Origin of the sequence: Brevundimonas sp., from assembly GCF_046295595.1 — a bacterium.
Taxonomy (GTDB): Bacteria; Pseudomonadota; Alphaproteobacteria; order Caulobacterales; family Caulobacteraceae; genus Brevundimonas.
This window is the reverse complement of record NZ_JBKBMX010000005.1, coordinates 121,835-135,312: the sequence shown is the minus strand read 5'-3', so window position 1 is coordinate 135,312 and position 13,478 is coordinate 121,835. Positions and strand designations below refer to the sequence as shown.

Below are 13,478 nucleotides of genomic sequence, written 5' to 3'. Positions count from 1 at the left end.
TAAGGACTGACCCTTCGTTATACAGTCGCTCAGTCGGTGCAGTGGCGCCGGGGCAACGGTCACGCTTTCGTGTGACGATCCGCCTCTGACAAAAGCGGAAACCCGAACCTACTTCACCGGTTGAGGGGCGAGGCGACGGCGCACATCGGGTGGCCGTCTCCGCAGAGCCCGCTCGTTTCTTACGGTCGGAGGGACCAGTATGGCTGTAGCTAGATCACTCGCGGTGATGTCGCCTGAACAGGGGCTGTCGCGTTACCTGACGGAAATCCGCAAATTTCCGATGCTGGCGAAGGACGAGGAGTTCATGCTCGCCAAGCGCTGGACCGAACACCAGGACCCGGAGGCCGCACACCGTCTGGTGACGTCGCACCTGCGCCTCGTGGCCAAGATCGCCATGGGCTATCGCGGCTACGGCCTGCCGATTGGCGAGGTGATCTCCGAGGGCAACGTCGGCCTGATGCAGGCGGTCAAGAAGTTCGATCCGGACAAGGGCTTCCGCCTCGCGACCTACGCCATGTGGTGGATTCGCGCCTCGATCCAGGAATACATCCTGCGCAGCTGGTCGCTCGTGAAGATGGGCACCACGGCGGCGCAGAAGAAGCTGTTCTTCAACCTGCGCAAGGCCAAGAGCCAGATCTCGGCCTTCGAGGAAGGCGACCTGCGCCCGGAACACCTCGCCGCCATCGCCACCAAGCTGGGCGTGTCGGAGGAGGAGGTCACCAATATGAACCGCCGCCTCGGCGGCGACGCCTCGCTGAACGCGCCGCTGCGCGCCGATGGCGAGAGCGAATGGCAGGACTGGCTGGCCGATGATACGGCGGTCTCGCAGGAGACCCAGCTGGCCGAGGACGAGGAGAAGTCGATCCGTCGGAGCTTGCTCGAGGAGGCCATGCAGGAGCTGACCGACCGCGAGAAGCACATCCTGACCGAGCGTCGCCTCAAGGACGATCCGGTCACCCTCGAAGAGCTGGCCGGCCAGTATGGCGTGTCCCGCGAGCGGGTCCGGCAGATCGAGGTCCGCGCCTTCGAGAAGCTGCAGAAGGCGATGCGGGCGGCGGCTGAAGAGCGCAATCTGGTCGACGCCTGACCGACAGCGGCGGTGCCAGACCCGGCGCCGTCGCTTTCATCCCGCCTGCTTCATCGGCTCCGGCGCGGCCATGGCCAGCAGCGATCCAATCGGTGCGGCGAGCGTCGCCTTGCAGGCGGGCCCGGAGGCGAGGGTGACTTCCAGCGCGCCTACGGCGACCGCCAGCCGGGAATCCGCCGCCTTCATGGCCAGCGACTTCAGGGTCGCCGCCTGTTCGCGAATGGCGCGTACCGCCTGCATGGGATCCTTGTCGAACTGATCCAGAGCAGCGGCCAAAATCCGCATGGCCTGATCCTTCGCCGCCGCCATCGCGGCCGCGCCGCCGGCCGGACGGTCCGCCCGGCGCTTGCGATCGCCGCTGAACTCGCCGGAGTTGAAGCGCCGCCGGTCCGGTCCGACGTATCCGACGGCTTCGACCCAGTCCCGGGGCTTCAGCGCCACGTTCTCGATCCGCTTGAACAGGTCGGCGCTGGTAAAGGGCTTGCGCAGGAATTCGTGCACCCCGCTGTCGCGGGCGCCGAGGATCGTGCTGGCGGTGGCGTCGGCGGTGACCATGATGATCGGCGCGCGCCGGCAGCTAAGGCTGGACCGCCGCACGGCGCGCGCCAGCGACTCGCCATCGAGACCATCGCCGCCCCGCTCGGTGAAGATGAGGCCGGGCTCCAGCGCCTCCGCGGTCTGCATCGCCCGGGATTCGCCAGGTTCGACCACGATCTCGCCCGCGCCCATGCCCTTGATGATGTCAGTCAGCAGACGGGCGGCATGGGGGTTCGGATCGACGATCAGAACCCGCCGCAGGACCGGAACCAGCTTCGCCAGCACACGACGATCGGCAACAAACAAGGCGCGCCTCCAGTTAGGCGAACACACTTAGGCCAGCTCCGTTGAGAACCCTTTAAGCGCGGCGCTTCCGGGAGCCGGACATCATCCCTGGAAGGGGTCGTGCATCAGGATGGTGTCGTCGCGCTCCGGGCTGGTCGACAGCAGGGCCACCGGCGCGCCGATCAGTTCCTCGATACGGCGGACATATTTGACGGCGTTGGCGTTCAGATCGCGGAAGCTGCGCGCCGAAGCCGTGCTCTCGGTCCAGCCCTCCAGCTCCTCGAAGACCGGCTCGGCCGCCGCCTGCGCCTTCAGGCTGGACGGCAAATAGTCCAGCACCTCGCCGCCGATGCGGTAGCCGGTACAGATCTTCAAGGTCTTGAGGCCGTCCAGGACGTCCAGCTTGGTCAGGGCGATGCCGTCGATGCCGTTGATCGCCACCGATTGCCGGACCAGCACCGCGTCGAACCAGCCGCAGCGTCGCGCCCGGCCGGTATTGACCCCGACCTCGCGGCCCACGGTCGCCAGATGACGGCCGACCTCGTCGTCTAGTTCGCAGGCGAACGGCCCCTCGCCCACCCGGGTGGTGTAGGCCTTCACGATGCCGAGCACATAGCCGACGCCGCGCGGACCGATGCCGGCCCCGGCGGCGGCCTGACCGGCCACGGTGTTGGAGCTGGTCACATAGGGGTAGGTGCCGTGGTCCACGTCGAGAAAGGCGCCTTGAGCGCCCTCGAACAGGACCCGTTTGCCGGCGCGCCGGGCCTCGTCCAGCACCCGCCAAGCCGGCTGGACATAGGGCAGGATCTTCGGCGCGATCTCCAGAAGCTGCCGCAGCAGCGCGGCCGGATCGATGGGCTCGAGCCCGAGCCCGGCCCGGAGCGGATCGTGGTGCGCCCGCAGCCGCTCGATCTTGATCTTGAGATCCTCGGCGCTGGCCAGGTCGCAGACCCGGATGGCCCGCCGCCCGACCTTGTCCTCATAGGCGGGGCCGATGCCCCGACCCGTGGTGCCGATGCGCGCGCCCGGCGCGCTGGCCGCCGCTTCGCGCGCCACGTCGAGGGCCGGATGGATGGGAAGGATCAGGCAGGCGTTGTCGGCGACGATCAGCACCTCGGGGCTGATGGCGATGCCCTGGGCCTCGATCTTCTCGATCTCCCCGACCAGATGCCAGGGATCGACGACCACGCCATTCCCAATGATCGAGGGCTTGCCCTGCACCACGCCGCTGGGTAGCAGGGCCAGCTTGTAGACCTTGCCATCGACGACCAGGGTGTGGCCGGCGTTATGGCCGCCCTGGAAGCGGACCACCATGTCGGCCCGGTTCGACAACCAGTCGACGATCTTGCCCTTGCCCTCGTCGCCCCACTGGGCGCCGACTACCGCGACGTTCGCCAAGACGTTTCTCCGCTACCGGACTATCCGGGATGCGGGCGCAGCCTATAGCGGGGGAATCGGGCGGTGTCGTCCCGAGGCGCGGATTATTCCCCCAGCGCGGTTTCGAAGGCCCAGTCAAGCCACGGCGTCAGCGCCTCGACGTCCGCCGTCTCGACGGTGCAACCGCACCAGATGCGCAGACCGGCCGGGGCGTTGCGATGGCTCTCGACGTCGAAGGCCGCGCCTTCGCCCTCGACCAGCGCCTTGATGCGGGCCACGAACGCCTGCCGCGACGGCTCGTCCATGCCCGTCACGCGCGGGTCCACGATCTTCAGGCAGACCGAGGTCGTCGAGCGGATCGCCGGGTCTTCGGCAAGGTAGGCGACCCAGTTGGACCGCTGGACCCAGGCGTTCAGCGCGGCCGCATTCCGGTCGGTGCGGGCGATCAACTCTGGCAGTCCGCCGATCGACAGGCCCCATTCAACGCCGTCGATCCAGTCCTCCAGCGTCCAGACCGAGAAGGTGTTGATCATCGAGCCGGTCGCGAGCGCCGGGTCGAAGCCCTCGCCATTCCTCAGACGCAGCACCTTGGGGATGGGTCGGGGCGGCGTATAGCTGTCCAGACGCTGGATCGCCTTCGGCGACAGGGCGGCGACGCCGAGGCCCGCCTCCCCGCCCAGCGCCTTCTGGAAGCTGAAGGTCACGACATCCAGACGGTCCCACGGCAGCGGCATGGCGAAGGCCGCCGAAGTAGCGTCGCAGATGACGATCCCCTCCCGATCCAGGGCGATCCAGTCGGCGCCCGGCACCCTGACCCCGGCGGTGGTGCCGTTCCAGGGAAACACCAGATCCTTGGCGGGATCGACCCTGGATACGTCCGGGAACTGGCCCCACGGGGCGCTCAGGATCTCGGGGTCGAGTTTCAGGTGATCGCGTAGGTCCGTGGCCCAGACCTGACCGAAATTCTCGAACGCCAGCACCTGGACCGGCCGTTCACCGAGCATGGACCACATCGCCGCCTCGACGGCGCCGGTGTCCGACCCGGGCACATAGACCAGCCGCCAGTCGTCCGGGACCTGCAGCAGTTCGCGGGTCAGCCGCAGCCCCTGCGAAAAGCGATCGACCACCTCCGGCGCGCGGATGCCGCGCCCCAGCAGTTCGTGAGGCAGCGCTCCGCTGGACCAGCCCGGCCGCTTGGCGGTCGGGCCGGACGAGAACCATGGCCGGTCCGGTTTTGTGTTCGGTTTCCCTGCCATCAGTCCCGCCATGGCCGGTAGCCGCCCTTGTCACGCATGGCCTGGGCCAGCTTCGTCAGCCCGTCGTCGGCAGCCTCCGGCAACTGTATCATCAGCCGGGCCAGCAGATCGCCGCGCTTGCCGCCAACGAAAGCGCCCCGCCCCTTCAGGCGCAGCACCTTGCCCGAGCTCGATCCCGAAGGAATGGTCATATTGACGGTGCCCTCCGGCGTCCGCACCGGAATCTTGCCGCCCAGGACGGCGTCGGGCAGCGACACCGGCAGATCCATGGTCAGGTCCGCGCCTTCCCGCTGGAAGATGGGGTGAGAGGCGAGCTTCATCGTGATCAGGGCGTCGCCCGCCTCGCTTCGGCCGGACACGCCCGGCGCGCCCTGGCCGCGCAGCCGGATCACCTGCCCGTCCGCGGCGCCTTTCGGGATCGTCACATCGAGCGTGCGCCCGTCCGAAAACTGAATTCGCCGCGTCGCACCGGAGATCGAGTCCTCAAGGCTGATTTCCAGCGTCGCCTTGACGTCCTGACCGCGCGACGAAAAGCCGCCGCGGGCCCCCGAGCGCGCGCCGCCCCCGAACATGCCGCCGAACAGATCGTCGAGGTCGACATTCTCGAAGCCGCCGCGCTGGGCCCCCGCCTGGCCGAAGGGATTGCCGCCCGCGCCCGGGTGCGGCCCTCCGCCGCCGAAGCCCCGGAACTGTTCGCGTCCATCGGCGTCGATCTCGCCGCGATCAAATTTGGTGCGCTTTTCGGCATCGCCCAGCAGGTCGAACGCCGCCGTCACCCGCTTGAAGCGCTCGTCGGCGTCACGGTTTCCGAGGTTCTTGTCCGGATGCAGTTCCTTGGCGAGCTTGCGGAACGCCTTCTTGATCTCGTCCGCGCTCGCGCCCCTCGAAACGCCCAGTTCCTTGTAGGGATCGCCCGCCACGTTCGAGTTCGCTCCTGCGCATCAAAAGTCCGATCCGTCAGTTAGGGCATTCGCACCACAGCGCAAAGGCACGGCGCATGAATCTCTTCGCGGTCCCGGCTCAGCCCAGCCAGACACGCGCCTCGCCGCCCCATCCGTAACCGTCGCCCCACTGCGCCACGGCCGCTTCGGCCGCGATCAAACCGTCCGGAAAATCCGCCGCAAGACTGGCGGCTGAAAGGCCCGCGGAGCCTTCCTCGACGGTGATCGTCCGGACAGGCTCACCCGCATCGAGCAGACGGACGCGGAACCGCGGCGGGTCGGACGCCGCCGGCTCGCCCTCCCATCGATCGCCGTCGACCCGGGCCCGCGCCACCCATGTCAGATCCCGACCGCCGTCGGCGCGGGTGCGGCGCCGCAGATGGGCCGGGCTCCAGGGTCGGCCATGTTGGCCGGTGGCCGTAAACACCGCCTCGCTGACGGCGGGCCCGCCTGCGGGCGTGCCGATTTGCGCCGCCCGCCATAACAGCGGCAGGCCGCGTTCGGCCGCCGGCGACGGCATCCTCTCCGGCCCGGCCCCAAGAAACACAGCCAACGCGCCAGACGCCGCGCCCGCGGTATTGGCCGCCTCCGTTCCCTGCTGGCCGCGCAGCAAACCGGTCAGGCGCCAGACGTCGGCGCCGACCAGTTCGGCGGTCCTGAACTGGATGAGCTCCCACCCGTCTGTGGTCTCGACAGCCACGGCGTTGCCCCCGCCCAGCACAGCCAGAGTCGACTGGCTTGCTGGCGGGCGTCCTTCAACTCGAATGTCGAGGGCGTTGACCTCGTCCCAGCGAAAACGAACGCCGGGCGCCAGCGGAGCCGCGAGAACGCCCACGGTCGCGGGCTGCTGCACCTCCCCCCGGTCGGTGAGGCTGGCGGAATCCGGTCCGGCGAAGACGCGCGTGGGCCGCCACGGATCCGATGCGACGACCGCAATCAATCGCGCATCGCCCTCTGCGTCCATCAACGGCGGCAAATCCAGTATCCGGAGGAACGGCGCCCCGACGACAGCGGCCGGCTCGCCGGCGCCCGGAACGTCCAGATCCTCGCCCGTGCGGACGGCGGAAGCAGGCTCAAGCACCGCAGAGGGCGCCTCATCGCTGTCGTAGCGGGTCACCCGCCAGTCGCGGGCATCGCCCTCGACCGCGACCCCGTCGCCCGGCTCCAGCCGTATCGCTTCCAGCGGACCCAGCGAGACCGTCAGTCGCTCCTCCCGGCCGGCCTCCAACGCACGCACCGCCGCCGCCCGTGCTACAGCCTTCGAGCAAACGGCGGGCAGATCCAGATCGATCCCGCCGCCCTCGCCGTCCGCCCGCACGACGGCTGAACCCGTCTGATAATCGGCGCCGCCGTCGATGAATCTCACCCGGGCCGCACCCGGGCCGGCTTCCAGCCGCCGGGCCGCCCTTACGCTGGAGCCGACTTCAGGCACGGCCATGGCGTCCTGCGTCAGGATCAGCCCGGCGGGTTCTTCGCCGAAGATCGAGACCTGACCGCCGCGTTCCGCGGCCACCAGGCCCAACCCCGACAACAGCGGCTCGAGCGCGTCGCGGGTGCGCATCGGCCGGTCGATCACATAGCCCTGCACCTCGTCCCCGGGCGCGCCGATTTCGAACCCGCTCTCGGACACGCCGCCACGCTTCAGGATTTCCGCGATCAGGTCGCGGGTCTCTCCGTGCAAGCGTCCGTTCAGCCAATGACCCGTCCGCCAGGCCGGCGCATCGGCCCATACGTCCGGGCGGCCGGGGAAGGCCGGCCACGGCCGGGCGTCCCAGCACCAGGCGTCCGCCGCTTCCACCATCGGCCCGCCATAGACCGGAGACACCGGATTGTTCGCCCCGGCGCTGAAATGGCCAAGGATCGCCTCAAGCGCCCGGCGCTGCATCCGGTCATCGCGGGCGCCCGTCGAGACGGGCGGCAGGCTTCCCTCGGCGCTCTTGGGGTCCTGGAACAGGTTCGGCGCATTGCCGCCCCGGTCGACCGCCGCGCAGCCGAACTCGGTCAGCCGGACCGGCTTCATGCCCGCGACCCAGGCCGTCGGCGTCGCGCTCCGGACGCCAGCGGGCCGGTCGTGGTGGGCATGCGACCACCAGCCCTTCAGATCCTTGGGCCGGAACACCCAGTCCTCGCCATGGGCCGTGTCCATGATCGGGGTCCGGGTCTGCGAGGCCCGATCCGCGGAGGAGGCGTAAAACCAGTCGAAGCCCTCACCACCGGCCACCTGCGCCGCCAGTCCGGCCGGGTCATCCGGGCCGGCGAAAGTTCCACTGTCGACGCCCCCGGACCCGTCGCGCCAGTCCCCCAGGGGCGGGTACCAATCGATGCCGACGTAGTCGATCTCGGGATCCGCCCAAAGCGGGTCGAGGTGAAAGATCGCGTCGGCGCCCTCGTGGAAGCCGAAATATTCGGACCAGTCGGCGGCGTAGGACAGTTTGACGCCGGGCCCGACGATGGCCCGGCACTCGGCGGCGAGCGAGCGAAACGCCTCCACCGCCGGGAAGGCGCCGCCCGCGTCGCGCGTCCAGGTCAGCCCCCGCATCTCGGACCCGATCAGCAGGCCGTCCGCTCCGGTCTCCGCCGCCAGCGCCGCATAGTGCAGCGCCAGCCGCCTCAGGCCCCAGCCGTCCGCCTCGCCGAACGCCGCCGCCACATCGGCGCCCGCCGTCGCGCCGGTCTCGCCCCTGATCCGGCCCCGCCAGGGATAGGCCGCCTGCTCGGCCCCGCCATACGGGTCCAGCAGCCCGTTGCCCGGCGGCACGTCCATGAAGACAAACGGATACAGCGTCACCTCAAGACCCCGTGCCTTCAGCTCGGCGATCGCCTGCCGCACGCTCTCGTCCGAGGGTGTGCCGCCATAGGCCGGCCCGCCGCCGCTCGTCGAGATCAGATGGGCCTCGGCCCGGCCGAGGCCCGCGACGGACCACTGCAGCGGCTCGGTCGGTTTGTCCCTCCGCTCCACGCCCGGCCTGACCGTCAGGTGTCCAGCCCTGAGATCGTCGCCGAACCAGCCGATCACCAGACTGACCCGCTTGAGGTTCGGCGCCTGGGCCTGGAGCTGATCCAGGGACACGGCGAGATCGGTCCGGCCGTCGCCGCCATGCAGGTTTTCGGGCGTCGTCCGGGTCAGACCTTCGCGGCGCATCACCGCCTCGGTCGCCAGTACGAACTCCCCCGCGCCCGGGATCAGGCACACGCCCTCCAGCCTGTCCTCCAGCCGGGCTGCGGCTCCGCGTGGTCGCCGGAACACCTCGAAGGCCAGCTGCGGTGGGCGGTTGCCGTAAGGCCCGAGCGGCAAGTCCTCGAACACCACATAGGCCGTGCCGCGATAGGCCGGAGCGTCTCCCTCCACCGCCTCGATCAGGGGATCCGGCGCCTGGGTCTCCGAACCGTGATGCAGCCGAATGGTGACCCCGGTCAGGTCCATCGGCTGGCCGTCCGCCCAGACGCGGCCGATCCCGTCGATCGGCCCCTCGCACAGCGCGACGGCGAAGCTCAGCGAGTAGTCGTACTCGACCGTGCGCGGGCCGCCCTTGCCGCCGGACGAGGTCTTGCGTCCCTCAAGGAACCGGGCCGCCCAGATCACCTGTCCGGTGACCCGCGCCCGGCCGAACACACAGGCCATCGGCGCGCCTTCCGCCGTCCCCTGCAGCGCCAGCGCGCTCAGTCTCGGACCCTTCTGACGCGCCGGTTCCAGCCCGGCCACCAGACTGCGGTCCAGCAGGCCGCCCAGCGTCGCCCCGATCACGCGACCGACGCCGCCGCCCAGGGCGCCGCCCAGCCCGCCCAGCACCACCTGCGCCATCAATCGACCTCCCCGTCTGACGGCCAGGCGAACGCCGCCACCAGCCGTCGCCGCCACCACGAACCCATCCAGCTTTCGACCACGGCCCGGCCCCAGTAGGCGTGGATCATGCGCGGCTCGGCCTCATCCGCCAGCGCGCCCGCGCTCAGGATGGCGCAGTGTTTGGCCGGGCATCCCGGCGCCATTCGGAACAGCAGCACATCGCCGGCGCGGGCGCGGTCGACCGGGATCTCCTTCAGCCAGCGCCGCGCCGCCTGCAGCAAGCTCTCCTCGCCGCCGACCTCGGCCCAGTCGGGTCGATAGGGCGGCACGGGTCCCGGTTCGGCGCCGAACAACTCCCGCCAGACGCCGCGCACCAGCCCCAGACAGTCGGCGCCCTCGCCCCGCAGACTGGCCTGATGCTGATAGGGCGTCCCCAGCCACGCGCGAGCGGCCGCCACGACACGAACGCTCATCGCCGACTCCTGCCGTCATTGCGCCCGCCCTGAACCGGCGCCGCCGTCAGGAAGTCGTCGCCGGGGATATCGGGGAAGCCCTGGAAATTGGCCGCATTGCTGAATGTCGCGAGACAGGTCGCCCAACGCTTGTCGCAGACGGCGGCCGGGTAGTCCTCAAGGGCGACCTTGCACCGGGCACCGCCCAGCTGGGCGTCGCAATCGCGCCCATAGGTTCGCCCGACCACCCGTTCCAAGGCCGCCAGCGGCCCTTCCAGCTCAGCCGAAAAACTGTCGCCATCGCGCTGTATCCGGGCCAGCCGCGCCACCCACAGCCGCACCTTCAGATCCGGCCGTCGCCAGTCGACCCGCCACAGCGCCACCTCGGCCCTGTCGTACAGCCCGGCGGCGATATCGGCCTCGCGGGCCGCGTCGTCGTCCAGCACCCCCGAAACCGCGGCCGATCCGCAGCCGAGCCCGACCGCGCTCTCCGCCGCGCCGCCGGTCCAGCCGCTGGCCGCCCGACAGGTCACGCCGTTGATCTCCAGATCGCGATCATGGTCGGTGAACCCCGCCTCGACCCCGTCGGCCCGTTTCAAGAGCCAGGCATGGCACAGCGTCGCCGCGCCGCTCTCGATGCGGTCGACCAGCTCCTCCGGTATCTGGCGCATGCTTCAGACCCTCACCTCGATCAGGGGCACGGCCGCCATCCGCCCGGCCGCGAAGCTTTCCAGCGTCACGTCGATCCGGTCGGCGTCGAAGCGGACCGGGACGTCGAACTCGAAGCCCGCAGTGACCACTGCGCCAGCCCCGGGCGGGGCCGCGAAAGTCACGACGCCCGTCGTCAGCTCAATTTCAAACGCGGCAGGATCGGCCTGAACGCCGTCGACGGCGATCACCACCGTCCCGTCGACGGGCTTGTGGATCCGTCGCTCCGGCGCCGCCTCGTCAGCTCCGTATCGTTTGCCCAGCTCGAAGCGCGTCCTCGCCCCGTCGCCGACGCCCAGATCCTGGTCCAGCGGCGTGATCGCCTCGCTCGGCGCGCAGGACTTGAAGTCGGCGAAATCCCGGAAGCGAAAACCGTACAGCCGTCCCTGCCGCGCCTCGAAGAAGGCCGTCAGCGCCGCCATGTCGTCCAGCGACCGCAGGTTCGCGCCGATCAGATAGCGCCGCCGCCCCTGCGCCCACGGCGTCGATCTCCGCTCGAATCCCGAGCCCAGCGTCACGATCTCGGTGCGCCGCTCGACGCCGCCGGTCGATCCGAACGCCAGGCGCGCGGGCAGCCTCACCTCGTGAAAGGCCATCATCTCTCTCCGGAAACTCTAGAGGCGGCGTGCGCCGAGGGCGACCGCGCGGGCCAGCGCCTGGGCCACCTGCGCCTCAGATCTCAGCAGCGCTTCCGCGCCGCCATCGACCCGCACATTGACCGTCACGTTCGCTCCGCCCGAGGGCTCGATCGTCCCCGAGCTTCCCGGCCGGAACAGCTCCGGCCCGCGCTCGCCGACCAGATAGGCGGCGCCGGTCACAACCGGCCCGCCGTCCGCCCGCGCGCCCGAGAACAGCGATCCCGCCGCCTGCGCGATGGCCTCGGCCAGTCCTCCGGAACGGCCTCCGCCGGCCGCCGCATTGATCGTGGTGATCACGGCGCGCGCCAGCTCCGCCAGCGTGACCTCCCCGTCCGCCGCCGCCCGCGCCAGCGACCGGGTCAGGCTCGCGCCGGCCTTGTCGAAGGCGCTTTCGATCGAGGCCGCCGCCCGCTCCGCCGGCTCCCTCAGTCCGTCGAGGGCCGCGGCCGCCTCCGCCGCGCGGCGCGGCACGGCGTCGAGGCCGTCGGGATCGATCCGGTCAGTCATCGGGCCAGGCCTCCGCCATGCGTTCGAACTCGCTCCGCCCCAGCGGAGCGCTCGCCGGCGGCGCCTCCGTCAGCATCCGCCACTCCCGTAGCGACAGCCGCCAGAACGCCGGGGGCGCCACGCCCAGCAGCGCGGCGGTGCGCAGCATCGCGCTCCACGGCGTCCTCACGCCGCCGCCGCGAAGGCACGCGCCACCGCCTCCGCCGCCTCGCGTGGGTCGACCGGCGCCACGGCCAGCCGGTCCGCCAACGCCCCCTCGCCGCCGCCCCTCAGCAGCGCCGCCAGCACCACCGTCAGATCGCTCGTCGACAGCGCCCGCATCCGTTCGGCAAGGGCCGCGAGACCTTCGCACTCCAATGCCGTCTCCATCTCGGCCAGCGCACCGAGGGTCAGGCACAGACGCCGCTCCGCCCCCGCCAGTCTCGCGACGACCTCGCCCCGCGCGCCGTTGGCGACCATCACGCCGCGCCGAAGGTGATTTCGCCGGCGCTGGCGAGGCTGACGGCGAAGGTCGCCTCGCCCTCGTGCTCGCCGGCGTACTCCAGCGCGGCCACCAGAAACGGGCCCTCCAGCGTGCCGAAGTCCGGCACGATCAGCCGCCAGGTCCGCGCCGCCTGATCGAAGAAGGCCTCCCGGATCAGCGCGTCCGAGGCCGCGTCGCGGAAGATTCCCTGACCCGCCACGGCCGCCGACTTCACCCCCGCCCCGCCCAGCAGCTCGCGCCAGCGCCCGGCGCTGTCGCCGTCGGTCGCATCCACCGTCCGCGCGTTCAGCGACAGCGTCCGCGCCCTCAGACCAGCCACGGTCGTGAACACGCCCGGCGCGCCCTCGATCTTCAACAGAATGTCCTTGCCGCGTTGCGCCGTCATGGCTGCTCCTCCTCGGTGACGGCGCGCACCCGCAGCACCGCGAATGTTCTCAGTCCGTCGGGCGCCGGATAGACGTCCGCGAACCCCGGTCTCACGCTGATCGCGCTCACCCCGTCCGCCGCCAGGGCCGCGTCCGTCAGCGCCAGCCGCAGCGCCGCCAGCACCGCCTTGGCCTCCTCCGTGCCGCGAAACCGCGACACGACCGTCAGGGTCAGTCCATGCTCGACGCCGCAGCCGGAGGCGGCCACCGGGCGGCTCTCCGAACGGCCGATGAGCAGATACGGACAGCCCGGCCGGTCCGGCGGCGCGTCCCAGATCCTTGGCGGCTGGCCCAGCAGCGCGCCCAAGCCGGCATCGTCGCCCAGATGGGCGAGCAGCGCCTTCTGCAACGCCAGTTCATGGCTCATCGTGTCCTCTCCAGATTCAGGATCGCCTGCCCGCCGACGGTCTCGACCGATCGAATGCGCCAGTCGGCCCCGCCGAACTGCAGCACCCGCTCCACGCTCAACCGCGCGTCCGCGCGGGCTTCGGCCGTCATGAGCTCGATCACCCGCCCTCCGCCGGCCTCGCTCCTCTCGCGTCTTCGCCGGGGCCCGGGCTTCAGCCAGACAGAGCCCAGCGGCTCCCAGCTCACCGCCCGACCGCCATAGGGCGTCTGGCTCTCGACGCCCTCGAACAGGCCGGCCAGCACCCTCACAGCCGCACCGCCCGGTACGGCGCGATCCAGGCCTCGACCGGCTGGACCGGCATGTCGCCCTCGCCCCGCTCATAGGCGCGCAGCACCAGCATCAGGACGGCGAGCCGGAGCGGCGCCGGAGAGGCCGCATCGAGCGGCGCCCCCACATCGCCCTCGACCCGCGCGCGGGCCGCATCGATCAGAGCCTGGATCAGGCCATCCTCGGCGTCGTGCTCGACGCGCAGGAACAGCTTCGCCTCCGCCAGCGAGACGGGTGCGGTCATGGGAAACCTCGCTTTGTTCGATAAGGGCGAGGATCGAGGGACGGGGGACGAAGCCCGCGCGTCTCAGCTCAACCGCA

16 protein-coding genes are annotated in these 13,478 nt (G+C 70.6%); 1 reads left to right on the top strand and 15 read right to left on the bottom strand.

What is annotated here, in order from left to right:
• Positions 1-199 precede the first annotated feature (199 nt).
• Positions 200-1,087 carry an RNA polymerase sigma factor RpoH gene (rpoH, locus tag ACK4JY_RS05370; protein WP_409603552.1) on the top strand — a complete coding sequence of 296 codons (888 nt, stop codon included), beginning with the start codon at positions 200-202 and terminating at the stop codon, positions 1,085-1,087.
• 36 nt (positions 1,088-1,123) lie between these two features.
• Here rpoH and ACK4JY_RS05365 read toward each other — a convergent pair whose 3' ends face one another.
• The 15 genes from ACK4JY_RS05365 to ACK4JY_RS05295 form a co-directional block, all read right to left on the bottom strand.
• On the bottom strand, positions 1,124-1,930 hold the full coding sequence (locus ACK4JY_RS05365) for a two-component system response regulator (protein WP_409603550.1): 807 nt from the start codon (positions 1,928-1,930) through the stop codon (positions 1,124-1,126).
• Between the two features lie 81 nt (positions 1,931-2,011).
• Positions 2,012-3,307, bottom strand: a complete 1,296-nt coding sequence (locus ACK4JY_RS05360; RefSeq protein WP_409603548.1) for an adenylosuccinate synthase — start codon at positions 3,305-3,307, stop codon at positions 2,012-2,014.
• An 83-nt stretch (positions 3,308-3,390) separates the two neighbouring features.
• Complete coding sequence (locus ACK4JY_RS05355; RefSeq protein ID WP_409603546.1) at positions 3,391-4,542, bottom strand: phosphoserine transaminase; 1,152 nt, start codon at positions 4,540-4,542, stop codon at positions 3,391-3,393.
• Positions 4,542-5,462, bottom strand: a complete 921-nt coding sequence (locus tag ACK4JY_RS05350) for a DnaJ C-terminal domain-containing protein (protein ID WP_409603544.1) — start codon at positions 5,460-5,462, stop codon at positions 4,542-4,544. The genes ACK4JY_RS05355 and ACK4JY_RS05350 overlap by 1 nt, the downstream gene beginning before the upstream one ends.
• Positions 5,463-5,562: 100 nt before the next feature.
• Positions 5,563-9,285 (bottom strand): glycoside hydrolase TIM-barrel-like domain-containing protein, encoded by a 3,723-nt coding sequence (locus tag ACK4JY_RS05345; RefSeq protein ID WP_409603542.1) that lies wholly within the window; start codon positions 9,283-9,285, stop codon positions 5,563-5,565.
• A complete protein-coding gene (locus ACK4JY_RS05340; protein WP_409603540.1) occupies positions 9,285-9,740 on the bottom strand; it encodes an NlpC/P60 family protein in 456 nt (151 codons plus the stop codon). The genes ACK4JY_RS05345 and ACK4JY_RS05340 overlap by 1 nt, the downstream gene beginning before the upstream one ends.
• Positions 9,737-10,390 carry a DUF2163 domain-containing protein gene (locus tag ACK4JY_RS05335; protein ID WP_409603539.1) on the bottom strand — a complete coding sequence of 218 codons (654 nt, stop codon included), beginning with the start codon at positions 10,388-10,390 and terminating at the stop codon, positions 9,737-9,739. Before ACK4JY_RS05335 ends, ACK4JY_RS05340 begins: the two co-directional genes overlap by 4 nt.
• Before the next feature lie 3 nt (positions 10,391-10,393).
• Positions 10,394-11,026, bottom strand: coding sequence for a TIGR02217 family protein (locus tag ACK4JY_RS05330; RefSeq protein WP_409603537.1), 633 nt, complete (start codon positions 11,024-11,026; stop codon positions 10,394-10,396).
• 15 nt (positions 11,027-11,041) lie between these two features.
• The gene (locus tag ACK4JY_RS05325; RefSeq protein WP_409603535.1) at positions 11,042-11,572 is read right to left on the bottom strand and encodes a phage tail tape measure protein; all 531 of its coding nucleotides are present in this window, start codon (positions 11,570-11,572) and stop codon (positions 11,042-11,044) included.
• Positions 11,565-11,741, bottom strand: coding sequence for a phage tail assembly chaperone (locus tag ACK4JY_RS05320; protein WP_409603533.1), 177 nt, complete (start codon positions 11,739-11,741; stop codon positions 11,565-11,567). The genes ACK4JY_RS05325 and ACK4JY_RS05320 overlap by 8 nt, the downstream gene beginning before the upstream one ends.
• Positions 11,738-12,031: a GTA-gp10 family protein gene (locus tag ACK4JY_RS05315; protein ID WP_409603531.1), complete on the bottom strand. Its 294-nt coding sequence runs from the start codon at positions 12,029-12,031 to the stop codon at positions 11,738-11,740. The genes ACK4JY_RS05320 and ACK4JY_RS05315 overlap by 4 nt, the downstream gene beginning before the upstream one ends.
• A complete protein-coding gene (locus tag ACK4JY_RS05310; protein ID WP_409603529.1) occupies positions 12,031-12,441 on the bottom strand; it encodes a phage major tail protein, TP901-1 family in 411 nt (136 codons plus the stop codon). Before ACK4JY_RS05310 ends, ACK4JY_RS05315 begins: the two co-directional genes overlap by 1 nt.
• Positions 12,438-12,848 (bottom strand): DUF3168 domain-containing protein, encoded by a 411-nt coding sequence (locus ACK4JY_RS05305; protein ID WP_409603527.1) that lies wholly within the window; start codon positions 12,846-12,848, stop codon positions 12,438-12,440. The genes ACK4JY_RS05310 and ACK4JY_RS05305 overlap by 4 nt, the downstream gene beginning before the upstream one ends.
• Positions 12,845-13,138, bottom strand: a complete 294-nt coding sequence (locus ACK4JY_RS05300; RefSeq protein ID WP_409603525.1) for a head-tail adaptor protein — start codon at positions 13,136-13,138, stop codon at positions 12,845-12,847. Before ACK4JY_RS05300 ends, ACK4JY_RS05305 begins: the two co-directional genes overlap by 4 nt.
• Positions 13,135-13,401 carry a head-tail connector protein gene (locus ACK4JY_RS05295; RefSeq protein WP_409603523.1) on the bottom strand — a complete coding sequence of 89 codons (267 nt, stop codon included), beginning with the start codon at positions 13,399-13,401 and terminating at the stop codon, positions 13,135-13,137. Before ACK4JY_RS05295 ends, ACK4JY_RS05300 begins: the two co-directional genes overlap by 4 nt.
• Between the last annotated feature and the right edge of the window lie 77 nt (positions 13,402-13,478).

Bases quoted from the DNA above. Each gene is read 5' to 3' on its own strand.
- rpoH (WP_409603552.1), top strand. From the start codon at position 200: ATGGCTGTAGCTAGATCACTCGCGGTGATGTCGCCTGAACAGGGGCTG.
- ACK4JY_RS05355 (WP_409603546.1), bottom strand. From the start codon at position 4,542: ATGGCAGGGAAACCGAACACAAAACCGGACCGGCCATGGTTCTCGTCC.
- ACK4JY_RS05345 (WP_409603542.1), bottom strand. From the start codon at position 9,285: ATGGCGCAGGTGGTGCTGGGCGGGCTGGGCGGCGCCCTGGGCGGCGGC.
- ACK4JY_RS05340 (WP_409603540.1), bottom strand. From the start codon at position 9,740: ATGAGCGTTCGTGTCGTGGCGGCCGCTCGCGCGTGGCTGGGGACGCCC.
- ACK4JY_RS05335 (WP_409603539.1), bottom strand. From the start codon at position 10,390: ATGCGCCAGATACCGGAGGAGCTGGTCGACCGCATCGAGAGCGGCGCG.
- ACK4JY_RS05330 (WP_409603537.1), bottom strand. From the start codon at position 11,026: ATGATGGCCTTTCACGAGGTGAGGCTGCCCGCGCGCCTGGCGTTCGGA.
- ACK4JY_RS05325 (WP_409603535.1), bottom strand. From the start codon at position 11,572: ATGACTGACCGGATCGATCCCGACGGCCTCGACGCCGTGCCGCGCCGC.
- ACK4JY_RS05315 (WP_409603531.1), bottom strand. From the start codon at position 12,031: ATGGTCGCCAACGGCGCGCGGGGCGAGGTCGTCGCGAGACTGGCGGGG.
- ACK4JY_RS05310 (WP_409603529.1), bottom strand. From the start codon at position 12,441: ATGACGGCGCAACGCGGCAAGGACATTCTGTTGAAGATCGAGGGCGCG.
- ACK4JY_RS05305 (WP_409603527.1), bottom strand. From the start codon at position 12,848: ATGAGCCATGAACTGGCGTTGCAGAAGGCGCTGCTCGCCCATCTGGGC.
- ACK4JY_RS05295 (WP_409603523.1), bottom strand. From the start codon at position 13,401: ATGACCGCACCCGTCTCGCTGGCGGAGGCGAAGCTGTTCCTGCGCGTC.